The sequence below is a fragment of the Actinomadura sp. KC345 genome, assembly GCF_004348515.1.
Lineage (GTDB): Bacteria > Actinomycetota > Actinomycetes > Streptosporangiales > Streptosporangiaceae > Spirillospora.
This window is the reverse complement of the sequence record NZ_SMKH01000105.1, coordinates 1-24,152: the sequence shown is the minus strand read 5'-3', so window position 1 is coordinate 24,152 and position 24,152 is coordinate 1. Positions and strand designations below refer to the sequence as shown.

Annotated in this window: 20 protein-coding genes and 1 pseudogene; 9 read left to right on the top strand and 12 right to left on the bottom strand. The window is 71.9% G+C overall.

Annotated elements, in window-relative coordinates; genetic code table 11:
* The 3 genes and pseudogenes from E1281_RS18990 to tnpB all read right to left on the bottom strand — a co-directional run.
* A pseudogene (locus tag E1281_RS18990) lies at positions 1-497 on the bottom strand (tryptophan--tRNA ligase); the annotation flags it as partial.
* Between the two features lie 18 nt (positions 498-515).
* Positions 516-1,550 (bottom strand): hemolysin family protein, encoded by a 1,035-nt coding sequence (locus tag E1281_RS18985; protein ID WP_131880012.1) that lies wholly within the window; start codon positions 1,548-1,550, stop codon positions 516-518.
* 30 nt (positions 1,551-1,580) lie between these two features.
* Positions 1,581-3,104 (bottom strand): IS607 family element RNA-guided endonuclease TnpB, encoded by a 1,524-nt coding sequence (gene tnpB / locus E1281_RS18980; protein WP_243717111.1) that lies wholly within the window; start codon positions 3,102-3,104, stop codon positions 1,581-1,583.
* A gap of 347 nt (positions 3,105-3,451) precedes the next feature.
* On the opposite strand from tnpB, the gene galE reads away from it, so the two are divergent.
* On the top strand, positions 3,452-4,405 hold the full coding sequence (gene galE, locus E1281_RS18975) for a UDP-glucose 4-epimerase GalE (protein WP_131880016.1): 954 nt from the start codon (positions 3,452-3,454) through the stop codon (positions 4,403-4,405).
* A complete protein-coding gene (gene galK, locus E1281_RS18970) occupies positions 4,381-5,571 on the top strand; it encodes a galactokinase (protein WP_243717109.1) in 1,191 nt (396 codons plus the stop codon). The genes galE and galK overlap by 25 nt, the downstream gene beginning before the upstream one ends.
* Here galK and E1281_RS41260 read toward each other — a convergent pair.
* Positions 5,549-8,182 (bottom strand): hypothetical protein, encoded by a 2,634-nt coding sequence (locus E1281_RS41260; RefSeq protein ID WP_207943357.1) that lies wholly within the window; start codon positions 8,180-8,182, stop codon positions 5,549-5,551. The genes galK and E1281_RS41260 overlap by 23 nt on opposite strands.
* Positions 8,183-8,217: 35 nt before the next feature.
* Positions 8,218-9,987, bottom strand: coding sequence for an HSP90 family protein (locus E1281_RS18955; RefSeq protein ID WP_131880006.1), 1,770 nt, complete (start codon positions 9,985-9,987; stop codon positions 8,218-8,220).
* A 143-nt stretch (positions 9,988-10,130) separates the two neighbouring features.
* Between E1281_RS18955 and E1281_RS18950 the strand changes: the two genes are divergently transcribed.
* Entirely contained in the window at positions 10,131-10,622 is a 492-nt protein-coding gene (locus tag E1281_RS18950) for a hypothetical protein (RefSeq protein ID WP_131880004.1), read from the top strand.
* Positions 10,600-11,454 (top strand): alpha/beta hydrolase, encoded by an 855-nt coding sequence (locus tag E1281_RS18945; protein ID WP_207943356.1) that lies wholly within the window; start codon positions 10,600-10,602, stop codon positions 11,452-11,454. The genes E1281_RS18950 and E1281_RS18945 overlap by 23 nt, the downstream gene beginning before the upstream one ends.
* A 13-nt stretch (positions 11,455-11,467) precedes the next feature.
* Here the strand turns inward: E1281_RS18945 and E1281_RS18940 are convergent, their stop codons facing one another.
* Both E1281_RS18940 and E1281_RS18935 read right to left on the bottom strand, forming a co-directional pair.
* A complete protein-coding gene (locus E1281_RS18940) occupies positions 11,468-12,310 on the bottom strand; it encodes an ABC transporter permease (RefSeq protein ID WP_131880002.1) in 843 nt (280 codons plus the stop codon).
* Positions 12,307-13,185 carry an ATP-binding cassette domain-containing protein gene (locus E1281_RS18935; RefSeq protein WP_131880000.1) on the bottom strand — a complete coding sequence of 293 codons (879 nt, stop codon included), beginning with the start codon at positions 13,183-13,185 and terminating at the stop codon, positions 12,307-12,309. The genes E1281_RS18940 and E1281_RS18935 overlap by 4 nt, the downstream gene beginning before the upstream one ends.
* A gap of 73 nt (positions 13,186-13,258) precedes the next feature.
* On the opposite strand from E1281_RS18935, the gene E1281_RS18930 reads away from it, so the two are divergent.
* From E1281_RS18930 to E1281_RS18920, 3 genes are all read left to right on the top strand, one after another.
* Complete coding sequence (locus E1281_RS18930) at positions 13,259-14,014, top strand: TetR/AcrR family transcriptional regulator C-terminal domain-containing protein (protein ID WP_131879998.1); 756 nt, start codon at positions 13,259-13,261, stop codon at positions 14,012-14,014.
* Positions 14,015-14,151: 137 nt separating this feature from the next.
* On the top strand, positions 14,152-14,868 hold the full coding sequence (locus E1281_RS18925) for a hypothetical protein (protein WP_131879996.1): 717 nt from the start codon (positions 14,152-14,154) through the stop codon (positions 14,866-14,868).
* A gap of 111 nt (positions 14,869-14,979) precedes the next feature.
* Complete coding sequence (locus E1281_RS18920) at positions 14,980-16,614, top strand: tetratricopeptide repeat protein (RefSeq protein ID WP_131879994.1); 1,635 nt, start codon at positions 14,980-14,982, stop codon at positions 16,612-16,614.
* Between the two features lie 4 nt (positions 16,615-16,618).
* Here E1281_RS18920 and E1281_RS18915 read toward each other — a convergent pair whose 3' ends face one another.
* The 5 genes from E1281_RS18915 to E1281_RS18895 form a co-directional block, all read right to left on the bottom strand.
* Complete coding sequence (locus E1281_RS18915) at positions 16,619-17,194, bottom strand: GAF domain-containing protein (protein ID WP_131879992.1); 576 nt, start codon at positions 17,192-17,194, stop codon at positions 16,619-16,621.
* Between the two features lie 17 nt (positions 17,195-17,211).
* Entirely contained in the window at positions 17,212-17,796 is a 585-nt protein-coding gene (locus tag E1281_RS18910) for an ATP/GTP-binding protein (RefSeq protein ID WP_131879990.1), read from the bottom strand.
* On the bottom strand, positions 17,774-18,049 hold the full coding sequence (locus E1281_RS18905; protein ID WP_243717107.1) for a DUF742 domain-containing protein: 276 nt from the start codon (positions 18,047-18,049) through the stop codon (positions 17,774-17,776). The genes E1281_RS18910 and E1281_RS18905 overlap by 23 nt, the downstream gene beginning before the upstream one ends.
* 99 nt (positions 18,050-18,148) lie before the next feature.
* On the bottom strand, positions 18,149-18,586 hold the full coding sequence (locus E1281_RS18900; RefSeq protein WP_131879986.1) for a roadblock/LC7 domain-containing protein: 438 nt from the start codon (positions 18,584-18,586) through the stop codon (positions 18,149-18,151).
* A gap of 25 nt (positions 18,587-18,611) precedes the next feature.
* Positions 18,612-20,282 (bottom strand): ATP-binding protein, encoded by a 1,671-nt coding sequence (locus E1281_RS18895; protein ID WP_131879984.1) that lies wholly within the window; start codon positions 20,280-20,282, stop codon positions 18,612-18,614.
* Positions 20,283-21,070: 788 nt separating this feature from the next.
* Between E1281_RS18895 and E1281_RS42610 the strand changes: the two genes are divergently transcribed.
* Together E1281_RS42610 and E1281_RS18885 are read left to right on the top strand one after the other, a co-directional pair.
* Positions 21,071-22,954 carry a helix-turn-helix domain-containing protein gene (locus E1281_RS42610; RefSeq protein ID WP_131879982.1) on the top strand — a complete coding sequence of 628 codons (1,884 nt, stop codon included), beginning with the start codon at positions 21,071-21,073 and terminating at the stop codon, positions 22,952-22,954.
* A gap of 188 nt (positions 22,955-23,142) precedes the next feature.
* Positions 23,143-24,150 (top strand): DUF4331 family protein, encoded by a 1,008-nt coding sequence (locus tag E1281_RS18885; protein WP_131879980.1) that lies wholly within the window; start codon positions 23,143-23,145, stop codon positions 24,148-24,150.
* The last annotated feature ends 2 nt before the right edge of the window (positions 24,151-24,152 follow it).

The following is a 24,152-nucleotide window of genomic DNA, read 5'->3' as shown; positions in this document are numbered from 1 at the left end:
GCGTGTGCCCCCTCGCCCGGATCGGGCGTGTACAGCAGGATGTCGGCGGCCTGGAGGATCGGGTAGGTGAACAGCCCGACGGTCGTCCCGCTCGTCCCCTGCTTGGACGACTTGTCCTTGAACTGGGTCATCCGCCCGGCCTCGCCGAACCCGGTGATGCAGCTCAAGACCCACGCCAGCTCAGCGTGCTCGGGGACGTGGCTCTGCACGAACACGGTGGCGCGGTCGGGGTCGAGGCCCATCGCGAGGAGCTGCGCCACGGCGACCTTGGTGCGGCGCCGCAGGAGCGCCGGGTCGTGTTCGACGGTGATGGCGTGCAGGTCGACCACGCAGTAGAACGCGTCGTGCGTGTCCTGCATCGAGACCCATTGACGGAGCGCGCCCAGATAGTTGCCGAGGTGGAACGAGTCGGCGGTGGGCTGGATGCCGGACAGCACGCGTGGGGTGACCGTGCCGGTGGCACCGGTGGACGCTGCTGGACTGGACGCTTCGGGCATGTGCACGGACCGATTCTCTCAGGTGTCGCCGGGGACTCCGCCGCCGGTGGCCAGGCCCGTGGCGGGGCCGGGCGCCCGGTCGCCGGGCCTGCCGGTGGCGGCGTCGCCGATGGCCGCCCGCGGGGCCGCGGGCGGGGTGCCGGACGGCGCCGTGACGGCCTGCGGCGTCGCGCGCGGCATGACGCGCACGCGCGCCACCCGCCGGCCGTCCATCCGGGCCACCGCGAGGCGCCGGCCTCCGGCCTCCACCGAGTCGCCCTCGGCGGGCACGCGGCGCAGCACCGCCATGATGTGCCCGGCGACGGTCTCGTAGGGCCCCGCGGGCAGCCGGATACCGGTCTCGCCGGCGAAGTCGTCCAGGTTGAGCAGGCCGTCGACCTCGACCACCCCGCCGTGCAGGCGCCGTGCCTGCGCGTCCTGCACATCATATTCGTCGCGGATGTCACCGATGAGTTCCTCCACGAGGTCCTCCAGCGTGACGATCCCCGCGACGCCGCCGTACTCGTCCATGACGATCGCCAGGTGGCAGCCCTCGCGGCGCATCTCCGACAGGACGGGCAGCACGCGTTTCGTGGACGGCAGGAGCTTCACCGGCCGCACCAGGTCCGCCACGGGCACGTCCCCCGGCGGCCCGTCCGGTCCGTCGGAGGGCAGGTCGGGGACGAGCAGGTCGCGGATGTGCACGAAGCCGATCACCTCGTCGTGGGAGTCGCGGCAGACGGGGAACCGCGAGTGCGGGCTGCCGGCGGCGATCCGGGCGGCGGCGGGCAGCGGCAGCGCGGCGTCCAGGAACTCCACCTCGGTCCGGGGCACCAGGACCTCGCGCAGCGGCCGCTCGCCCGCCGCGAACACCTCCCCGATGAGCGCCCGCTCGTCCGCGGTGAGCTGGGTGTTCTCGGCCACCAGCGCCCGCATCCGCTCCGCGGTGATCTCCTCCCGGAGCGCGCGGGGGTCGCCGCCCGACAACCGCACGACGAGGTCGGCGACGCTCGACAGCAGCCAGAGGAGGGGCCGTACGAGGCCCCCGGGCGTCCGGGACGGCGTACGGTCCATTGGTTCAGCCTTCCGTTGCCGATTCTGTGGTCAGGGTTCGGCATCCCGTGCGTTTCCGCGCGGGAGGTCCGTGCCGGTGTCACCACAACCGGGGCTGGGTGTCTTGGCGACGGTCTCTCGTTTCCTTCCCGCCTGGTGCGGGTTTTGCGCCACCGGCCCGCCCCGCCGGTCCCGGGTGGTTCCGGCGGTGGTGCGGGTCTTACGGTCGGCTCGGCGAGGCTTCGACGCTGCCGCGTCCCGGTCTCCGGCCACTCCGGTACCGGTCGAACAGACCGCCAGCGCGGCCAAATTCACTGCGGCGTTGTGGTCCCGATCCAGGGACAGGCCACACGTCTCGCAGGTGAAGGTGCGCGCCGACAGGGGCAGCTTGGCTTTCGCCACCCCGCATCGGCTGCAGGTCTTGGAAGAGGGGAACCACCGATCGGCCACCACCAGCCGACCTCCACACCACGCGGTCTTGTAGGCCAACTGCCGCCGGATCCGGCCGAACCCGGCGTCGGCGACCGACCGGGCCAGCCGCCGGTTCTTCAGCATCCCGGCCACGTTCAGGTCCTCGACCACCACGGTGCCGTACTCGGCCGCCAGGCTGGTGGTGAGCTTGTGGATCGCGTCGGTGCGCAGGTTCGCGACCCGGTGGTGGATTCGGGTGCGTTCGGCGTCGGCCTTGCGCCATCGGCGGGAAGGCTGCCGGCCAGTGCGCCGGTCGGGGCCCTGGCGGCGGGACGCCGTCCGAGATGCGCGCCGCAGCCTGGTCAGTTCGCTGTTCAGGTGGCGGGGGTGGGGAATGTGGTGGACGTTGCCGTCGGTGTCGGCGACCACCGCCAGGGTGGCCACGCCCAGGTCGACCCCGGCCGTCGCTTCGGGACGGTGCGGGGTGGAGGTACGGTGCTGCACTTCGACTTGGAAGGCGACCTGCCACCGGCCCCGCCGGTACGACACCGTCGCCGACATGATCCGTGCGGTGCCGTTCGCCAGACGGCGCTGGAGTCTGCGGGTGTTCTCATGGGTGCGGATGGTGCCCAGCCGCGGCAGGGTCACATGACGGCGGTCGGACTCGACCCGGATGGTGCCGGTGGTGAAGCGACACGAGAGCCGCGCCCGGCGCTTGGCCTTGAACCGGGGCACCCCCACTTTCGGGCCGGCCCGCTCGCCCCTGCGGGAGGCCGCATAGCTGTCGAACGCGGCCGCGGCGTGCGCGAGGCCGGTGGTGTAGGCCTCCTTGGAGTTGCCGGCCCACCAGCCGGCGAACCGGGGATCGGTGCGCTTGACCGCGTTGAAGGTCTTGCGCAGCGGCGGCAGCGACCACGACCGCCACGGCGTTCGCTCGTCCTCGGAGATTCCGTAGGAGGCCTCGGCGCTGCGCTGGGCCCAGGCGGCGAGCACGTGCCCCACCGCCCAGTTGTAGGCGGCGCGGGCCGCACCACAATGCGACCGCAACCGGTCCTCGACCTCGACACCCGGGTCCAGGGCGAACATGTACGCCTGCACCACGTATCCAGGCCGGACCTGGAAGCCCTTGCGCTTCTTCTTCTCATCGGCGGCATGGTCGCTCATGCGGCACCGTCCGGCCCGGGGGCAAATCCGGCCGCACCATTGGCAACCCAGTGCAGCATGGCGAACACTTTAAGTGAGTTATGTCGAACATGCAATCGACCGAAGAGGGCGCGTCCGTAATGTGGGCCCCGGGATGATCGCCGGTTCTGCCTACCGGGTCGCCGGACCGGCGGCGTCGCGGAGCCCGCCGCTGCTGCGCGACCCGCTCCGGCAGCATCAGCTGACAGGCACCTACGGATGTTGCTACTTGATGAGACGAGCCACAGCAGTTCCCCCAACCCCGTTTGGCGTTCCGGCTAGCCTTGACTCACCCCGCCATCACAGTGTCTTTCATGGAGGTCGTTCCTGTGAAGCTGCTCGTCACCGGAGGTGCCGGCTATGTCGGCAGCGTGGTCTCCGCTCTGCTCCTGGAGGCGGGGCACGAGGTCGTCGTGCTGGACGACCTGTCCACCGGGCATGAGGACGCGGTGCCGCAGGGCGCCCGGCTGGTGCGCGGGACCATGCGCGAGACGGCCGCGGACGTCCTCGGCGGCGCCGGGTTCGACGCCGTCCTGCACTTCGCCGCCAAGTCCCTCGTCGGCGAGTCGGTGGAGAAGCCCGCCCTGTACTGGGACAAGAACCTCGGCGAGTCGCTCGCGCTGCTGGAGGCGATGCGGGTCGCGGACGTCCGGCGGATCGTGTTCTCCTCGACGGCCGCGACCTACGGGGAGCCGGAGTCGCCGCAGATCCTGGAGACCGACCCGACCCGCCCGACCAACCCCTACGGCGCGTCCAAGCTGGCGATCGACACGGCGCTGGCCGAGCACGCGCGGCTGCACGGCTTCGGCGGGGTGTCGCTGCGGTACTTCAACGTCGCCGGCGCCTACGGCCGACTCGGCGAGCGGCACACCGTGGAGACGCACCTGATCCCGAACGTGCTGAAGATCGCCCAGGGGGAGGGCGATTCGGTGCGGATGTTCGGCGACGACTACCCGACGCCGGACGGCACCTGCGTCCGCGACTACATCCACGTGCTCGACCTCGGCCGCGCCCACCTGCTGGCCCTGGACGCCTGCACGCCCGGAGCCCACCAGATCTTCAACCTGGGCAGCGGGACCGGCAGCTCCGTCCGCGAGGTCGTCGAGGCCTGCCGCGAGGTCACCGGGCGGGACATCCCGGTGGAGGTCGCGCCGCGCCGTCCCGGCGACCCGGCCGTGCTGGTCGCCTCGTCGGAGAAGATCCAGGCGGAGCTGGGCTGGAAGCCCGAGCGGGACCTGCGCACCATGATCGGCGACGCGTGGGCGTTCCTGCGCTCCCGGTGAGCGGCCCGCAGGCGCTCGCCGCGGCGTTCGCGGACGCGTTCGGCCGGGAGCCGGAGGGCGTGTGGCACGCGCCCGGCCGCGTCAACCTGATCGGCGAGCACACCGACTACAACGACGGTTTCGCGCTGCCGTTCGCGCTGCCGCTCGGCGTGTCGGTCGCGGCGGCCCGCCGGGACGACGGCGTGGTCGAGGTGCGGTCGCGGCAGGCCGCGGCGGATGTCACCGCGCCCGTGGACGGCGGGCCGGTCGTGTCCGAGGGGTGGCCCTCCGACCGGGCGTGGGCGGCGTACCCGGTCGGCGTGGCGCGGGTGCTGCGCGAGCACGGCGCGGGCGGCGCGTCCCTGCTGATCGACGCGGATCTGCCGCAGGGCGCGGGGCTGTCGTCGTCGGCCGCCCTGGAGTGCGCCACCGCCCTCGCGCTCTGCGACCTGCACGGGATCGAGATCGACCGCCCGGCGCTGGCGCGGCTGGCGCAGCGCGCCGAGAACGAGCAGGTCGGCGTGCCGTGCGGGCTGATGGACCAGTCGGCCTCGCTGCTGTGCGCGGCGGGGCACGCGCTGATGCTGGACTGCCGCAGCGGCCTGTCGTCGCGGGCCCCGTTCGACCCGGCCGCCGCCGGGATGAGCCTGCTGGTGGTCGACACCCGGGCGGCGCATGCCCTGGCCGGCGGCGAGTACGGGAGGCGGCGCGCCGAATGCGAGGAGGCCGCGTCGCTGCTCGGGGTCGACGCGCTGCGCGACGTCAGGGATCTCGCCGGTGCCCTCGGGACGTTGCGCGACCCCGTGCTGCGCCGCCGCGTCCAGCACGTCGTCACCGAGAACCACCGTGTGGAGGCGACCGTCGGGCTCCTGCGCGCCGGAGCCGTCGCGGAACTGGGCGCGATGCTGAACGCGTCGCACCTGTCGCTGCGCGACCAGTTCGAGGTCTCCTGGCCCGAGGCGGACACCACGGTCGATGCGGCCCTGCGGGCGGGCGCCCGCGGCGGCCGCATGATCGGCGGCGGCTTCGGCGGTTCCGTGATCGTGCTGACCGCGGCCGACGGCGCGGAACGGGTCCGGGACGCCGTCGCCGCCGCCTACGCCGAGCGCGGCTGGACGCCCCCGGAGTTCCTCGACGCCGTTCCCTCCGGGGGCGGCCGGCGCGTCAGTCCTCCATCGCGGCCTTGATGTCGTCGCGGAGGCGGGCGGCCTCCTCGGCGGGGCCCGTCTCCTCCAGGGCGGTGAAACCGTCCACGGCTGCGGACGCGTGGGACGCGGCCTCGGGCAGGTTCCCGGCTCGGGCGAGCAGGCGAGCCTGGTCGTAGGAGACCAGGGCGGTCTCCCAGACGCGGGCGGGCTCGTTTTCCGGCGGCAGGCTCCCCAGCGCGGCGCGGGCCGACTCCATGGCGGGGACGGCCTCCTCGGTCTCGCCGCACCACATCAGGCACATCGCGGCGCGGCGGCGGGTGCGGACCACGCCGTAGGGGTCGCCGGCCTTCTCGTGCGCCTCCGCCGCCGCCGCGAACCGCTCGGCGGCCTGCACGTCCTTGTCGAGGCCGGTCAGGATCTCGCCGGTCTCTTCGAGGAAGTGCGCGGCGCCGGCCGGGTCTCCGTGGTCCGCGGCGTCCTGGGCGAGGGCCGTGAACATCTCCACGGCGCCCTCCTCGCCCAGTTCCCTCTGCGCGTGCGCGAGGATCAGGCGGCAGCGCCTCTGCCCGCCGTCCTGGCCTTCGAGGGAGGGCAGGGCCTCCTCGGCGACCTCGGCGGCCTCCAGAAAACGGCCCGTGGACAGGTATCCGGCGGCGAGGTCCACCCGCAGATGGACGGCCTGCTCGTGCATCCCCTCGGCCGTCCAGCCCGCGACGGCCTCGGCGAGGTCGGCGACGGCGTCGGCCGGGCGGTCGGCGGCCAGGAGGGCGAGCCCCCGCTCGGAGTGGGCCGCGACCCGCAGCGGCGACCCGGCGGGCTGCGCGGCGATCACCTCGTCGAGCAGGCCGACCGTGTCCTCGTGCGGGCCGTCCTCCTGCCGGGCCAGGACGCGGGCGAGCAGCAGCATCGGCGTGGCGGCCTCCTCCGTGCCGCCGGACGCGCGGGCGGCCTCGACCGACCGGCGCAGCGCCGCGACGCCGTCGTCGGTCATGCCGCTCAGCAGGTGCGCCTGCCCCCGCAGGAACCACAGCTCGCCCGCCCGGTCGGGCGCGTCCTCCGGGTCGACGCGGTCGAGGGCGGCGAGGGCGTCGGCGGGACGGTCCTGGTCGACGTGGGCGGTGGCGAGGCGCAGCAGCGAGCCGGCGGCGTCGCCGTCCGCGGTCGGGTGGTCCGCGAAGTGGTCGACGGCGGCGGTCATCTCCGCCAGCCCGCGCGGGTCGCCCAGCTTCGCGCGCAGCGCGCCGGTGCGGCCGAGCACGCGGTGCCGGCGCGTCTCGTCGCCCAGCTCGCCGAAGAGCCGGGACGCCTCCTCCCAGGTCGCGATCGCGCCTTCCTCGTCGCCGTCGAGGGCGCGCTCGACGCCCCGGCCGTCCAGGCGGCGGGCCTTCTGCAGCGGCGTCGGCTCGGTCTTCTCGGCGACGGCGTCGAAGCGCCGCCACGCGGCCAGCGTGTCGTCGACGTCCCGGTTGGTGCGGCGCCTGTCGGCGATCTCCAGAAGCTCGTCGAGGTCGTCGACGGACGCGACGTCCTCCTGCGGGGCGTCCTCCGGTGCCGGTGCCGGGGCGGGGCGGCGGTGGTGGGCGGCCAGCGGCACGAAGTCGACGACGGTCTCGGCCGCCAGCGTGGCGCGCACCTGGTCGCCCTGGCGGGACGTGCCGTTGCGGCCGTCGAACCGCTTCGCCAGCTCCGTGGCGCGCCCGGCCAGCTCCTCGCGCAGCTCGGGGAGCGGGACGTCCGCCGCCGCCCGGTCGTTCGCCGCCGGGCGCCGGACCGTCGCGCCGCCGTGCCCGGCCGCCGCGACCCGGTCCATGACCAGGGCCGCCGCCGCGGCGAACCGCATCTCCGCGTGCGGGCTCGGCGCCCGGTCGAGCCACCCGAGGTGCCGCTGGACGATCTCCAGCCCCCGCGCCTCGTTGCCGGTGACCGCGCAGAACTCCAGGTGCTCGGCGATCTCGCCGAGGTCGGCGAGCCGTGCCCGGTGCACCCGGTAGGCGCGGCGGTGCGCGTCGGCGGCCTGCTCGGCGCGGCCCGTGTGCAGGTACACCGGCAGCATCGCGGTCAGGACGGCCTGCGGCTGCTCGTTGCACGACAGCTCCGAGCTGAGCACGGGCGCGGCGATCTCGAACGCCTCCTCGTGCCGCCCGACCTGCGTGAGGTGGCGGACCATGCCGGTGGGGTCGCAGCCCTCGCAGTCGGACAGCTCGTCCCGCCGGGCGGCCCGCCACTTGAGGTACCAGTCGTCGGCCGCGGCGTCACCGACGTGCTGCGCCACCTTGTGGCGCCGCCGGTAGACGGCCTGGAGGCTGTGCCCGCCCGCCTGGTAGCGGCGCTCCATGTCGTCCAGCAGGGCATACGTGCGGTCGAGGGGGATCTCGGGGAACAGCGTCAGGGACGACACCCCGGCCTTCATCTGCCACAGCAGCAGATGGTCCTCGTCGAAGCGGGCGGGGTCGCGGTCATGCTCGGCGAGCGTCCGGCCGAACGTCGCGAGGGCCTTGGCGGGCTCGCCCCCGTAGAGGTAGGCGTCGGTCAGCCTGGTCCGGACCCGGAACGCGAGCACGTCGTCCCCGGCGGCCTCCGCGCGGCGTAGCGCGTCCTCCACCAGGATGGTGCGGGGCTCCCCGTAGGGCAGCTCCTGCGCCTGGGTCATCAGCGCGAATACGTCGTCTGTTCCTGAGGGGTCGGTCACTGGGGAGCCTCCGGGGCGTGGACGGCCCACTCCAGCAGGCCGATGAAGGAACGGTTCAGAACGGCGGTGTCGGCGGGCCGCAGCGGATGGTGGCCGAGCAGCAGCGCCTGCCCGTACAGCGCCTGGACGGCCAGGTCGACCGGCCCGTCCTCGCCCAGGGAGGTGATCCGCCGGGCGAGCGGGTTGCGGTGGTTCAGCACCAGCTGCGGGCGCTCGACGCTCGCCGTGGCGTTGACGGCGCCGAGGACGTCCGCCCACAGCTCGTCGGCCTCGTCCCGAGCCCGCTCGAGTTCCTCGCGGAACTGGGCGTCGCGGCTGGTCAGGTAGAGCGCCGGCAGCGACGCCGGGTCGAAGTCACGGACCACCACCTCGCACCCGAGCCGCTCCACCGCCCGCTGCGCCGCCGCCAGGAACGGCCGCAGGGACAGCTCGGCCGCCGGGTCGAGGACGCCGAACGTCGTGGTCAGCTCGGCCGCGTCCAGCCGCGCGAGGCGGATGTCGGGGTCGAGGTCGGGCAGCCGCCCGATGATCTCGGTGTCGTGCACGTAGCCGCCGTTGACGAGCCCGACGCCCTGCGCCCCGGCGACCGCCGACAGCCGCCGGAACTCGTCGACGCTCGCGGTGAACCGGCCGTCCGGGTGCCGCCGCCGGAACTCGTGCAGCGTCATCGGCCCGGCGGACGTCTCGTACTCCAGCCAGCGGTCGACGATCCGCAGCATGGCGTCGTCGTGCAGGGCCATCGCCTTCACACCGAGCTGATGCAGCCGCAGGAACCCGCGCAGCCGCGCGGGGTCGGTCTCGGCCAGCGTCACCAGCCACTGCCGCAGGACGCCGCCCAGGCCCTCCCGCGTGGCGTCGAGCAGCTCGTCCTCGTAGAGCGCCTCGCGGCTCGCGGTCGGGCGCAGCTCCCCCGCGTCCACGACGCACCGCACGAAGAAGGCCCACTCGGGCAGCAGGCCCTCGACGTTCTCGGCCAGCAGCATCCGCTTCAGGTAGACGCGGTGGGAGGCCCGCGCGGTCGGCGACACGGCCTGCGGCAGGACGAACGCCACGCCCGTGAGGCCCGCCTCGGGGACGTCCAGATCGACCACGTCGAACGGCGTGAACCCGTACAGCTCCTCGCAGTACCTCTCCAGCGCCCGCCGCCGCGCCGCCGGATCCCGGTGCGGCGCCCGCCACGGCGGCCCGTCCCCCGTGACGGGGACACCGTCGACGACGAGGTCGACGGGCAGGAGCGAGCCGTAGGTACGGGCCAGCTCCGCCACGACCGGCGGGCTCAGCAGCTCGCCCGCACCCGGCCGCGCCCGCAGCGCGACCGTCGTGCCCGGCTCGGCCCGCTCGCCGGGCTCGACCTGGTAGCTGCCTTCGGAACGTCCCGTCCACCGGACGGCGCCGCCGCCCCGCGCGGACCGCGTCACGACCTCGATCTCGTCCGCCACCAGGAACGCCGACAGCAGCCCGATCCCGAACTGGCCGAGGAAGTCGTGCCGGGCGAACCCGAGTTCGTCCCGCTTGGACGACCGCCCGATCGTCGCCAGCAGCGTGTGGACCTCGTCCTCGGTGAGGCCGACGCCGTCGTCGTGGACCCGGAGCGTCCCGGAGCCGGTCTCGATCTCGACCCGGCCGCCGCCCTCGCCCCGCGCGGTGATCGCGTCCACCGCGTTCTGCAGCAGCTCCCGCAGATAGACCCGCGGGCTCGCGTACAGGTGGCGGCTCAGCAGATCCACCACCCCACGCAGATCCACTTGAAACGCCTGTTCCGCCACTGGCCAAGCCTCCCGATCACGCGTCCGAGCGATCACACACCCTAGCGACCGATACCGACCGCTTCAGATCATTTGCCGCCCCGCCGGACGACCTCCGCCTCCTACTTGACGCTTGGGAGCAAGTACTTGCTATTGTCCGTCAAGTGCCTACCACGGACGACCACGTCGAGCTGGTGACCGAGCTGGTCCGCGTGCTGGAGACGCGGATTCTCGACCCCCTGGAGATCCTGCTGGCCTCGGGCGAGCTCCTCGACCCGATCAGGGCGCGGCTGCGCGTGGAGGCCGAGGTCTGGGCCGCGCAGCTGCTCGGAACCGACCGCGACCGGGCCACCCGGGCCGCGGCCCGGCTCATCGCGGCGCTGTTCCCCGGCGACGCGCCCTTCGACCCAACCGCCGCCTGGTGGAGCACCGCGCTGGGACGGGCGGTCGCCCGCACGGCCGGCCACCCCACGGCGCCGGCCGTGCCGTACTCCACGGCCGGCGCGATGCTCGGCATCACCCGGCAGGGCGTCCACGACCTGGTCAAGCGCGGCAAGCTCGGCAGGCATCCCGGCGGCGGCGTCACGACCTCCTCCATCCGCGACCGGCTCAACCGACCCCAGGAGAACACCCGTGCCACACGACATGATCATTGACCGCCCGGTACCGGTGGCCGTCCGCGACCACGGCGGCGACGGCTCCCCCGTCGTGCTCCTCCACGGCCTGGGCGGCACCCTCCTGCACTGGGACGAGGTGGCGCCGCTGCTGACCGGCGCGCACCGGGTCCTCGCCATGGATCTGCGCGGCCACGGGCTGTCCGGCGACGGCCCGTGGGAGTGGAACGCGGTCCTGGACGACGTGCAGGCGGTCATCGACCATCTCGGCCTGGACGCGCCCCTGCTGGTGGGCCATTCCATCGGCGGCATGGTCGCGATCCGCTGGGCCCTGCGCCACCCTGACGGCCCCGGAATCGTCAACCTCGACGGTCTCCGTTCGTCCGAGACCGCGCCCCAGCACTACGCCGACATCGAGCAAGCGGAACTGACCGCCCTGCTGGCGGAACTGAAGGCCGTCTTCGACACCCAGGCCGAAGCGATGTCGCAGCCACTACCCGAGGCCCACACCGCGATGCTCCCCCAGCGTGCGCTGCGAACCACCGACGCAGGCGTCTACCTGCGCCCGGACGCCGAACTGGCCGCCCAGATCAGGTACGACCCGTATTTCCAGGACAGCGTCCCCGGCGTGGCCGGCATCCAGTGCCCCGCCCTGTTCGTCCTGGCCACCGAGAACATGCCCGGCCTGCCGGGCAGGGTCGGCGACCTCATGCCCGCCCTGCGCGCGGGAATCCGCCGCGACCTGCTGCCGCTCACCGCCGACCGCCCGCACCTGCGCGTCCTCGAACTACCCGCGAGCCACAACATGGTCGCCGAACGACCGGACCGGATCGCCGAAGCCGTCCTGGATCATCCGGCGCCCGCGGCCGGATAGCGCGACCGCGGGGTCAGGCGCGGGCGACCTTGCGGGGGAAGATCACGGCGGTGAGCCAGACGGCCACGGTGAGGAGGACGGCGCACCAGAGCAGGCCGGTCCACAGCTCGGGGCCCGGTGACCGACCGTTCAGCAGTGCGCGCGAGGTGTCGATGATCGGCGTCATCGGCTGGTGCTCGGCGATCGGCCGCAGCCAGCCGGGCATCGTCTCCACCCGCGCGAAGCCGCTCGAGACGTAGGGCAGGAAGAGCAGGATGAAGCCGTAGCCGTTGGCGGCCTCGGCCGAGCCCGCCACCATCCCGAGCATGGCGAACACGCAGGTGATCACCAGGATCCACAGCGCGATGACGCCGACGGCGCCGAGGAACTGCAGGACGTTCGCGTCGGTGCGGAAGCCGACGGCGAAGCCCACGAGGAGGACCACGGCGGTCGCCAGCAGGTTGCGCACCATCGACGACGCGGTGTGCCCCAGCAGCACGGTCACGGACGGGAACGGCATGGTCCGCAGCCGGTTCATGAACCCGGTCGTCATGTCGTTGCTGACCACGACGGAGGTGTAGGAGGCCCCGAACCCCGCCGCGATCAGGGCGATGGCCGGCATGACGAACGCCAGGTACGCCTCGCGCGCCCCGGCCGCGTCCCCGCCCTGCCCGACGTTCATGGCGCCGCCGAGGACGTAGGTGAAGATCAGCATGAGCATGACGGGCAGGAGGACCGCCATCAGCAGCGACTCGCCGTCCCGGAAGGAGTGCTTGAGGCTGCGGCCGGTGAACACGCGCAGGCCGACGAGGAACCCGGCGCCGCGGGCCGGGACGGCCGGCGGCGCGGAGGTCACGGCCGTGGAGGTGGTGGTCATGCCGCCTTCTTTCCGGTGAGCTGGAGGAATACCTCGTCCAGGGTGGGCCGGCGAACCGTGACCTGGACGTCGGGTCGTTCGGCGGCCAGGGCGGCGAGGTGCCGGGAGACCTCCAGGGCCGAGCCCCGGGTGGCGATCTCCCCGGTGACGTTGCCGTGGCCGTCGTGCACCTGGATCGTCGAGCCGCCCACACGCTCCTTGAGCTGGGACGCGGTGCCGTCGGCGACGATGCGCCCGCCGTGCAGGACCATGATCCGGTCGGCGAGCACGTCGGCCTCCTCCAGGTACTGCGTGGTGAGGAAGATCGAGGTGCCACCCCCGGCCAGGGCGGTGATCTCGTCCCACAGCGTCTGGCGGCTGCGGGTGTCCAGACCGGTGGTGGGCTCGTCGAGGAAGATCAGCCGCGGCCGCGCGATGAGGCTGACCGCGATGTCGAGCTTGCGGCGCATGCCGCCGGAGTAGGTGCTCACGCGCTTGCCCGCCGCCCGGGTCAGGTCGAAGCGGTCGAGCAGGTCGGCGGCGCGGGCGGCGGTGTCGCGGCGGGACAGGCCGAAGAGCCGCCCCATCATGTGCAGGTTCTCGGCCCCGCTGAGCCGTTCGTCGACGGCGGCGTACTGCCCGGTCAGGGAGATCAGGCCCTGGATCTTCTTCTTGTCCCCGCGGACGTCCAGGCCGAGGACGCGGGCGGCGCCGGAGTCGTGCGGCGTCAGCGTGGACAGGATGTTGACCAGCGTGGTCTTCCCGGCGCCGTTGGGCCCGAGGAGCGCATGGATGCCCGGCGGAAGCGTCAGGTCGAGCCCCTTCAGGACCTCGTTCCTCCCGAACCCCTTGGTGAGCCCTTCGACCTCGATCAGGGGCGCATCTGTGTATCGCATATACTGAGTATGACATAAACAGTGTGTCTCGTACACAGCAATCGACTCCACCACGGGTGAGAACATCGAGGCCATGGCAGACACGACCGGGACCGACCTACCGCAGTACCTGGCGATCGCCTGGGGCGTCCAGGAAGCACCGCAGCGCGGGCCGGCACGCGGGCTGACCCACGACCGGATCGTCGCCGCCGCCATCGAGATCGCCGACGCCGAGGGCCTCGGCGCCGTGACCATGCAGGCCGTGGCGAAGTCGCTGGACTTCACCACCATGTCGCTCTACCGGTACGTCTCGAGCAAGGACGACCTCGTCCGCCTCATGCAGAACGCCGCGCTGACCTCAACGGAGCCGATCGAGCTGCCGGGCGACTGGCGCGCGGCGCTGCGCGCGTGGGCGGGACTGATCCGGGACGTCTACCGCGCCCACCCCTGGGTGCTGGAGATCCCGCGCGGGCAGCTGTCCGTCCTGATGCCCGCCTCGGTCCGCGCCGCCGACCTGGGGCTCGCGGCGCTGTCGGACCTCGACCTCGCCGACGACGAGAAGATCGCCGCCATCCTGCTCATCTCCCAGCACGTCATCTCCATGGTGGATCTGGAGCGGTCCCTCGCCGCCGAGGGCACGCCCGCCATCACCCCGCGAGGCGCCGAGGCCCTGCGCGAGGCCATCACCCCCGACCGCTTCCCCCACCTCGCCCCCATCATGGCGGCGGGCGGCTACGTCGTCAGCGACGAGCAGGCACCCGAGGCGGAGGGCGTGGACGCCGAATACGAGTTCGGCCTCGACCTGCTCATCGCCGGCCTCGAATCCCTCGAACACCGCCGCGCAAAGTAGACGAGCGTCCACTCCCGGCGGGCCGGCCCGCCGGGAGTAAGCCCGCGTCCACCCAAGCGGGTGTTGACCGAACCGGGAACGGGCCCGGCCCGGCGCACGTCTGACGCGTGCCCGATCACCGAACGGAAGCGCGGACGATGAGCTTCGACCTTTGCGTGTGGCGCGAGAACCACCCGATCACGGGCGCGCAGGCCCTCCGGACCTACTGGTGGCTGTGCGGCAGCGAGAGATTGGGAGCCGCCGACGAGTCGGAGTTCACCCTCGCCCACGACGAGCGGGTGGACGCCTTCCACACCGAACTCCTGGATGCGCACCCCCCTCTGGAGGGGCTGGACACGGCCGAAGCGGAGGACTCTCCGTGGAGCATGACCCCCGACCACATGCCCGGCTCCTACGTGATCATGATGATGGGCTTCTCCGACGCCCCGGAGATCGCCCCGGCGGTCATCGACCTGGCCGGGCGGTACGACCTGGTCTGCTATGACCCGCAGGCGATGCGCGTCCACAACCCGGGGGAGATCGTCGACACCGACGGCCCGCGCCTTGAGTTCTGCGACGGCGGCATCGTCAACGACCCCCGCCCTCGGGACCTTCCCGACCTGCTGGGCCAGATCACCGACCGGAACTGGTTCGCCGTCCTGGAGCGCCGCCCCGGCTGGTTCATGCAGGTCGGCATCGGCGAGCGGGCCGGCGGACTTCCTGACGGCGTCTTCGGCCTGGAGTACCGCGAAGGCGACGAAGACCGGCACTTCCGCGTTCTCCTCTCCGACCCCGAAGAGGTGGCGCACGCCTTCCAGGGCTACGCCGAGGGCCACGACCACTGGAAGAGCACCCTCGACTGGCAGCAGGAGTGACCTTCCCGGCCGACCCCACCGACAGCGGGCCCGTGGCCGGAACCCGCACCCGCCGGTCGGCGTCGTTGTAGGCAACGATCAACGATCAGATAACGCGGGGAGTGCATTTCCTTGAGCGATGCCGGATATCCGTCCGAGGCGACCGACCTCTACGAGCAGGGACTCCAGGCCCGCCGCGAAGGCGATCGGGCGGAGGCGGCAAGGCACTTCCGCGAGGCGTTCGAGAAGGGCCACGCGCTCGCCGCGCACGAGTTGGGCGTGCTGCTGGCCGGACGAGGCGAGGACGCGGAAGCCGAGGAGTGGTTTCGCCGCGCGGCCGGGCAGGGCATCGCCAAGAGCGCCTTCGAGGTCGGCTACGCGGCCGAAAGACGCGGCGACCTGGAGGAGGCCGAGCGCTGGCACCGGCAGGCCGCCGACGCGGGCGACGCAGGCGGCTGCCTCAACCTCGGAGTGCTCCTGGGCCGCCGGGGAGCCCAGGACGAGGCTAAACAGTGCTATCTGCGCGCATGGGAACTGGACCGCGAGGACAAGGCCGCCTTCAACCTCGCCGCGATCTACGACGACGACGGCAAGGGTGACCTGGTCGCCGCCGCCGAATGGTACGGAAAGGCGGCCGACCGCGGGAACGCCGGCGCGGCGTTCAACCTCGGGTTCGTGTGGCAGGACCGGGGCGAACCCGGCAAGCGCCTCGAGGCTTGGCGGCGCGCCGCGGACCTCATGCATCCCAAGGCCGCCGACGCGATCGCGGACGTCCACCTGTCACAGCGGAACGTGGAGGAGGCCGTCACCTGGCTGCGGAGGTCGGTCCTGGAGGTCGGCAACGAGAAGTCCGCACGCAAACTCGGTGACATCTACGCGCGAGCGGGGCGGCAGCGCATGGCCGATTTCTGGAGCGGGTTCCCGGCCGGGCCGACCTTCTACAGCCCGGAGTTCCAGGCGTTCGCGAGCGAACGCTCCGCAGCCGCGATCCAACAGCAGGACCTCTTCAACGAAACCTACGCGGCGATGAACCACGTCGAATGGGACCTGAAAGAAGCGACCGTGTCCATGGACGGCCGCAGGCTGCAAGGGCTCACCGTCCTGGGCAGCTTCTCCAACCTCTCCCAGACCTGGCTGTGGACGTGGGCCAACGAGACCTATGACCAGGACGTCCCCGCCCTGGCCGAGCTGCGCCGGATCCGGGAGTTCGGCGAACGCCACCAGATCCCCGAACTGGTCAAGGGGGAGTTCGACTACTCGCGCTTCAACCATCCCGCCGAGGGCGCGTTCACCATGGCCATCGCCGCCGCCACACTGATCGGCGCCAAGGCCGTGTTCTTCGTCTCCATCAACGACGGAAAGGGACGTCTCGTCCTGGCCGTCGACGATCCGAGCATTCCCACCGCGGATTTCGACCGCTTCGCCGCTCCCCGCCTTCTCAGCCGGGCCGCCGAAGTATGGCCGCACGAGCAGCTCCGTGTCGTCCGCGGCTTCATGGAGCACCACGGTTTCGAAACCGAGGAAACCCCTGCGGACATCGTCGTCGAACAGGCCGGCGGCCACCAGGTCGCCATCCGCTGCCCGATGGGGAACGCCAAGGCCCACCCCGAGATCGGCTACTTCCTCGACCAGAACGGCACCCAGATCGTGAAGCATTCCCCCGCCCGCATCCAAGGCCACCGCCCCGACGCGGAGCAGGCGATACGGCTGACCGTCCTGTTCGACCTGGACGACCGCATCATGCGAATCAGCAGCGAAACGGGGTGACCGTTCAGGGGAAGGCGGGATCCTGCGGGCCACCGAACCCGTCGTGCCGGCCCGCCCGCTGCCGGATCCTCGTTACGAGATCGGCGGCCCGGGACTTGATGAACGCGACCCCCTCCAGACCCCAGTCATGGGGCTTCGTGTCCACAACGCAGATGGTGCCCAGGGTCTCGGTCCGGTCGATCAAGGGGGCGCCCAGATAAGCGCGAACCCCGATCTCCTCCACGACCGGATTCCCGGCGAAGAGGTGGTAGTCCATCACCTCGTCCAGGGCCATCGCGTTCTTCCTGGTCACCACGTACATGCAGTACCCGTGGTCACAGGCCATCGTGCGAAGCGGATCCGTGGCAGAGTCGACGCCCCGGTCGAGTGAGGACGGGTACAACCCGGCGAAGTACTGCCGCTCCGGTCCGATGATATTGACCATGGCGAACGGCGCTTCCAGTTCGTGGGCCAGATCCCGGGCGAACCGGTCGAACTCGGGATCGGGCTCCTCCCGGATCCCCAGTTCCCTCAGCAGTGCGGCACGGCGCGGCGCCTCCGTGTCCACGGGGGTGACGAGGCGAAACGCGGGACGATTCATCGAGATCTCCTTCTGTATCAGGTGGACGACGCGGTCGCGAAGGAATGCAGATATTGGATCAAGGTGCGAAGTACCGATGTCGCGGACCGCGCGTCCCGCGCGTCGCACAACAGGACCGGAACATTCGGGTCGAGTTCGAGTGCGGCCCGCACCTCCTCCGCGTCGTAACGGAAGGCGTCATCGAACTCGTTGACCGCGACGAGGAACCTGATACCCCGATTCTCGAAGAAGTCGACGGCGGCGAAGCATTCATGCAGGCGTCTGGTGTCCGCCAGGACAATGGCACCGAGTACCCCGGCGGACAACTCGTCCCACACGAACCAGAAGCGCTCCTGACCTGGCGTCCCGAATAGGTAGAGGACGATATTGTGCCGCTTGATGGTGATGCGGCCGAAGTCAAATGCCACCGTGGTCGTGGACTTGCCGTCTTTTCCACCGAGATCGTCGACTCCCACGCTGGCCGCGGTGATGAGTTCCTCGGTGCTGAGCGGCTCGATCTCACTCGTCGCACCGACGAAGGTCGTCTTTCCGACGCCGAAGCCGCCGGCGATCAGAATCTTGACCTGGGTGGGGAACACCTCAGATTCGCTGTAGGCCGTCAAGCAGTTGCTCCAGGAGAAGTATGTTGGTGGCGCTGGAAGGGGACGAGGAGACCCGCGTGGTCATGGCACCGCATTCCACGAGATCGGCGAGCAGAACCTTGGTGACCGTCACGGGAAGGCGCATGTGCGCCGCCACCTCCGCGACCGAGATCGGTTGACGGCACAGTTCGAGCACCTGGACATGCTCCCGATCCGCCGTATTCGCGTCGGCCTGGCCGACGGTGAGGACCAGGGAGAGGAGATCCAGGTCCACGACCGGGTGCGTACGCCCTCCGTTCACCGTGTACGGGCGTATGAGCGGACCGGCGTCGCCGTCCATCCATACGTCGTCGTCATTCGTCGGCATCGGTCGTCATGCCCATGGGCTCCCCACGGCGGGCGCGGCCGGCCGCTCCCGGGCCGCGGTGTCCAGGAAAGGCCGGACGGCTTTGATCAGCCGGGCCATCTCAAGGCCGACGACGGCGGGATCGGCCTCCCCCTTCGCCAGCACCGCGAGAACCGTGTTGAAGCCGGCCCACGCGATGTACAGCTGGCTGGACCCGAGTTCGGCCACGATCTGACGCACTTCGCCGCTGCCGTCGAACTTGCCGGCCGCGCCGCGGGCCATGGAGTAGAGCCCGGCCGCCAGCGCGGCGAGATACTCCGAGCCCGCCCGGTCGAGGCCGTGGGAGGCCTTCGTGAGCCCGTCGGAGGAGAGCAGCACGCTGCCGCGGATATCGGGAACCTCTCGGGCGAGGCCTTCGAGCAGCCACGCGAGGTCAGGAGACTGGTTTGAAGAGACGCTGGTCAATGGACCCTCCACGTGAAGTGTTCTGCTACTGACCCGGGCCGTCGGCCTTGCCCGTCCAGTCCTCTTCCTCGCCGCTGCGTATCCCCCGCTGGAAGACCGCCATCAGGTCGTGCCTGTGGTCGACCTCCGCCTCCGCCTCCGGTGGCGCCGGAGCGTCGCGGAGCTCGGGGGCCAGGTTCGCCTGCGGGGCACGTCTCGGCAGGTCCGGACGCCGACCGCTCTCCGGGGCGGCTCCGTGGGACGGCTCGCCCACATGCCCGCCCACCGCGTCGGCGCGGTCGAACGGTCCGTCCGGGCGGGCACCCGCGGCCTGGTACCCGGTGAGGGCCGGGCGCCGGGCGTCTTGGTCGTGACCGGGGGACGGGGCCGGCGAGGGCGGCGTCACCCGTGCGCCAACCGGCCGGCTCGGGGCGGGCTCCGCGGACCCGGGCGGGACGGCCGACGGGGCACCGGGCGCCTGCGGCACGGAACCGATCAGCTCGTTCGGTATCACGACGATGGCCTGGGTGCCGCCGAAGATGTTGGTCTGGAGCCTGACGACGATCCTGTGCCGGCGCGACAGCGCGGAGACCACGAGGAGCCCGATACGGCCCTCCTGGACGAGTTCTCCGACGTCGGTCCGGTCCGGGTCGGCGAGAAGTTCGTTCATCCGGTGCCGGGCCTCCCGGGTGGTGCCGAGGCCGCGGTCCTCGATCTCGATGGCGAGGCCGGCGGTCACGGCTTCCATGCGCAGCAGGACCTGCGTGTGCGGGGGTGAGAACCGGGTGGCGTTCTCCACGAGCTCGGCGAGCAGATGGACGACGTCCGCGACCGCGGAACCGTCGAGGCTCCCCTCCACCGGCGGCGCGACCTTGACCCGGTTGAACTGCTCGACCTCGGCGATGGCCGAGCGCAGTACCTCGTACATGGTCACCGGCCTGCTCCACTGGCGCCGTGAGGCGCCGCCCCCGACCACGGCGAGGCTCTCGGCCTGGCGGCGCAGTCGGGTGCTGAGGTGGTCGATTCGGAACAGGCCCTTGAGCAGGTCGGGATCCTCGACCTGGTTCTCCAGTTCGTCGAGTCCCTTGATCACTCGGTAGGAGAGCGTCTGGATCCGCCGGGCGAGGTTGACCGACACCCCGACCTGCCGCACGGGACCACCGCCGGGCTTCGGCCGCGCGGCGCCGATCACGGCGTTCCACGTCTCGTCCTGGGCCCTCTGGAGTTCATGCGCGAGGTTCGCGACGGGATCGCCCGCTGTGGCGGCGCGTGGGCCGACGTGACGCCCCGGGGGCGCCTCGCCGGCCGCGATCCGCTCCGCCAGGGCCTGCAGTTCTCGCCGGCCGTGGGAGAGCCGGAACTCGAGCACGCCCAGTCGCCGCCGCAGTTCCTCGGGGTCGGACGCCTGGTGGGCGAGGATCAGGCGCTCCCGCTTGATCGCCCTGTGCGCGGCGAGAATCGCGAAGAGCACGACGGCGGCCGCCCCGGCGGCGCAACCGGCCACGGTCAGGCGGGCTGCCTGCGACGGGGCGCCTTCCAGGAGCAGCGCCGCCACCGCGGTCAGGCCCAGGCAGGCCATGAGCGCGGTGGGGAGCACCGAACCGCACAGATGAAAGGCGAGGACGCTGGCCGGACGGCGCCTGCGACCGCCCGGTGCTCTGTCCCGGTCTTCGGCAGCCCGGTCTCCGGGGACGGCGGTCACGGGAGGCTCGGGCATCTGCGTCCCTCACTGGCGGAGGGCCGCTTCGGCCAAGTCACCATGCTGAGTCCCTCCCATTCGTCGGTCACTACGCGCTTCTCTGTCCATTCGGGAACGGCGGGATCCGCCGACCACGGAAGCCCCGTCCCCTATTTGTCCGATTTGTAGACTTTGTAGTTGGAGGTATGGGTCGTCCCGAAGAGATGCGGCTCGGGCCGGTACCGTGCGGAGCGCGATCGTACACCTGAAATGGTCCGCGGCAATCCGGGGCCCCAAGCGAATCGGAGCCGGCATCTGAGTATGCATCCCGATACCGTTTGACGGTCTCACTGTGCAATGTGAATCTGGCACCGCCGGGAGAGCGTCCCCTACCCTCGGACCGGACCGGACACCGAGAGGTCCGCGACCAGCCACGAATCCTCCGCCCGACCGGGGACGACCGTGAACCAACCAAAGATCGCCTGTCTTTCGGACATCCCGGAGCACCGACCTCGCTCGCATTCACCATCACCTCCTCGACGGCAAAGACAATTGCGCGCCGGACCGCGAGTTCGCGCATTGCCGGCTCGACGCCGTGCCCTCCTTCCGGGCTATGCGTCCGTCCGCGTGGAGGACGCCTGCTTCGACGCCGGAACCGGACGAGTCGTCGGCCTGGGCGACCCGCGCTGACCTCCCGGCGCCGCGCGGAGCCGCCGGCGGCCGGGCACGAGTCCTCCCCGTGCGCATCGGCGGCCTGGTAGAAAACCGGCTCAGCCCCTCCCGGGCCCGCCGCCCTGGGGAACGGGCTGATCGGAGGTAGGAGCCTGATGACCACTTTGCGGCCCCTGGTACAGCGACCCGACCTCGACCTGCGGTTCCTCGAAGGCCAGGATGAGCACCGGCACGGAGACCGGCCGGTGGCAGGCGTCGTTCAGGTGGATCCGGCGCTCGGCGGGAAGGGCCCGTACCGGCGGCCCACCGCGGACCGTGGACTGCTCCGGGACCTCCTCATCCTCGTCCCCGCCGCCGACGCGGGACCGGAACGCGCCGACGAGTTCTTGGGCTCCTTGGCCGGCCTGGACGTCGCGGGAGTCGTCCTGTGCCCGGATCCGAGACAGGAGGGGCGGACGGCGGGTCCGTGGACGGCCGCCGCGCGACGGCACGCGGTCGCGCTGCTCACCATCGGCGACGACGGGCCGTGGACGTGCGCGGCGATCCATGCGGCGATCGCCGATGAGCGACGGGGTGAGGACCACCGTCCGGACCGTCTGCGGGACATGCAACGGGAGGTGGCGCGACCGGACGGCCTCGTGCGCCTGCTCGGGCACCTGGCACGGCTCGTGGACGGGTACACCGTGCTCATCGACAGGTCCGGCAGGCCGCGGGCGGCCGCCCCGTGCGAACCCGACGGCCTCCTCGCGAAGGTGGGCGACGACATCGGACGGGTGGTGACCGGGCAGGTCGGCTCCGCCTCGGTCAGCCTCACGGGAGAGGCGATCCACGTCCTGCCGGTCGCCGCCGAAGGGACCGTGGCCGCCCTGGTCGTGGGAAGGGCGGCCCCCTTCACACCGGAAGCCAGGCGGCTGGTCGGCGACGCGGCCCGGCTGCTCTCGCTGCGCTGGCGGATGGACGAGCTCGGCCGGCATCGGGCGCGGGTCGAGGCGGCGGACCGGCACAACCGGGAGGCCGTCCTCCACCTGCTCATGACCGGCCAGGTCACGGCCGCCCGCCGCGTGGCGGGCGCGCTGAGACCCGAGCTCGCGAGCATGATCCGCGTGTACGTGGTGGAGTGCCCCGAACGGACCAGGGACGAGGTCGTGGCGCGATGCGACGAAGCGCTCGGGGGCCGGGCCTGGATCGTCCGGTGCCCGGTCTACGCGCGCCACGTGATCGTGCTCGCCCCGGAGCCCGACCGCGACGACGAGGACGAGGGGCCGGAAGACCCCCTGGGACGTGCGCTACGGGCCTTCGCCGTGCTCCACGGCGACGTGCGCGTGGGAGCCGGCCCACCGGCTCCGCTCATCGATACGGCCACCGGCTGGGAGCAGGCGTTCCACGCGCTGACCGTGGCCCGCAACAGCACCGACCGGTTCGCGCGGTTCAACCCGCGCGGATCCCTTGCCGGGCTGCTGGGCCTGGACGGCCGCCCCTGGGCGCTGACCCTGTTGAGGCCGCTCCTGGACCACCGGCCCGGACGCCCGCAGGATCCCGGCGCGGCGGAACTCACGGAGACGCTGAGGTCATGGCTGGGCTTCCAGGGCGGCGCGGCGGCGCAGCTGAAGATCCACCGCAACACCCTGCCCTCCCGGCTCCGGCGAATCGAGGACCTCCTCATGTGCGACCTGGCCCGGCTGGCGGCGCAGGCCGAACTGTCCCTGGCCCTCCAGCTCCTCGACCACCCCGGCGGGCGGCCGTCCGCGGCGGCCGTGAAGCTGGACGAACTCCTCGACTCCGACGACGTCCGCCATTGGGCGGGCGACCAGCTGCACCCCCTGCTCCGGCAGGACTCGCCCCTTCTCCTGAGCACCCTGCGGTCCTGGCTGGACAACGACGCGAGCATGAGCGCAGCCGCGGCGGCCATGCGCATCTCCGCGCCGGGTCTGCGCAAACGTCTCCGCAGGATCGAAGAGCTCATCGAGCGATCGCTGCTCGCGGCCCCCTCGGCACGGTACGACCTGTGGATCGCCTTGCGGGTCCACGACCGGAAGTGACCTCGCTTCCCGGATGCGAACGGCCGTCCCGACCGGTCGGTCCGGCCGGGGCTCACTGAGCATGCCGTCACCCGGCCGCCGCCTCGCTGTGCACGCTGGTCCTGGCCCGCCGTCCCGGGTTTGCCTAGCCTGCTGCGCGGACCAGAGCACAAGGGGACAAGCCCCCGCACCCCACCACGGAGCCACCGATGTCACACCACCTCGACTCACCGCTCGCGCGCCAGGACCCCCGCCTCGACATCAGCGATGTGTACGTGTTCCGCGGAACGGCGGGCACCGTGTTCATCATGAACGTCAATCCGCTCTCCGGATCCGGCGGCTTCCACCCCGAAGGACGGTACGAGTTCCGGATCGACACCGACGGCGACGCGGTCGAGGACCTCACCTACTGCGCCGAGTTCGGGGAACGCGGCGGCGACGGCCGGCAGTCCCTGGTGCTCCGCCGTTGCGGGGGTGCGGCCGCACGCGACCGCGGCGCCGCCGGAACCGAGGTCGCGCGTGGACAGACCGGTGAGGCGATCACCGGCACCGACGGCGTCCTGCTCTGGGCCGGCCCCGCGGCGGACCCCTTCTGCATCAACGGGGCCGTGGTCGGGGCGGTCAAGGGCGCCGTCACCGACGGAAGGCCGTTCGACCCCGGGGACGTACTCCAGGGGGAGAACGCGAACCTGTTCGCCGGCACGAACGTGAGCGCGATCGTTCTGGAGGTCCCCGACGGCAACTTCGACGTCTCGGCGATCGGCTTCTGGGGAACCACCGCTCTGGCGACCGACGCCGGTGGCTGGCGCCAGATCAACCGGTGCGCCCACCCGCTCGTGAACACCCTCTTCCACCCGGACGACTCCCAGCTCGCCAGCGACTACAACACCACCCAGCCCTCTGAGGACCGGAAGCTGTACGGACCGCGGGTCCACACCCTCGTCGCCAGGGCCGTCACGGCGATGCGCACCACGCACTCCCCCGACGCGTACGCCGAGCAGGTCGTCGAAACGATCTTCCCCGACGTCCTTCGCTACGAGATCGGCACCCACGCCAACTTCGGCTTCGCGACCCACAATGGCCGCGGCCTCCTCGAATGCGCACCGGAGGTCATGTTCGCGCTCGTCCTCAACAAGGCCGTCCCCCTCGGCCTGGACAGCGGTTCCGCCATCAACGCCGCCGACTCGGGCTTCCCCTACCTCGCCCCGCCCCTCTGAGC

Bases quoted from the DNA above. Each gene is read 5' to 3' on its own strand.
- E1281_RS41260 (WP_207943357.1), bottom strand. From the start codon at position 8,182: ATGACCCAGGCGCAGGAGCTGCCCTACGGGGAGCCCCGCACCATCCTG.
- E1281_RS18925 (WP_131879996.1), top strand. From the start codon at position 14,152: ATGAGCTTCGACCTTTGCGTGTGGCGCGAGAACCACCCGATCACGGGC.
- E1281_RS18885 (WP_131879980.1), top strand. From the start codon at position 23,143: ATGTCACACCACCTCGACTCACCGCTCGCGCGCCAGGACCCCCGCCTC.
- E1281_RS42610 (WP_131879982.1), top strand. From the start codon at position 21,071: ATGACCACTTTGCGGCCCCTGGTACAGCGACCCGACCTCGACCTGCGG.
- E1281_RS18940 (WP_131880002.1), bottom strand. From the start codon at position 12,310: ATGACCACCACCTCCACGGCCGTGACCTCCGCGCCGCCGGCCGTCCCG.
- E1281_RS18915 (WP_131879992.1), bottom strand. From the start codon at position 17,194: ATGAATCGTCCCGCGTTTCGCCTCGTCACCCCCGTGGACACGGAGGCG.
- E1281_RS18895 (WP_131879984.1), bottom strand. From the start codon at position 20,282: ATGCCCGAGCCTCCCGTGACCGCCGTCCCCGGAGACCGGGCTGCCGAA.
- tnpB (WP_243717111.1), bottom strand. From the start codon at position 3,104: ATGAGCGACCATGCCGCCGATGAGAAGAAGAAGCGCAAGGGCTTCCAG.
- E1281_RS18930 (WP_131879998.1), top strand. From the start codon at position 13,259: ATGGCAGACACGACCGGGACCGACCTACCGCAGTACCTGGCGATCGCC.
- E1281_RS18935 (WP_131880000.1), bottom strand. From the start codon at position 13,185: ATGCGATACACAGATGCGCCCCTGATCGAGGTCGAAGGGCTCACCAAG.
- E1281_RS18985 (WP_131880012.1), bottom strand. From the start codon at position 1,550: ATGGACCGTACGCCGTCCCGGACGCCCGGGGGCCTCGTACGGCCCCTC.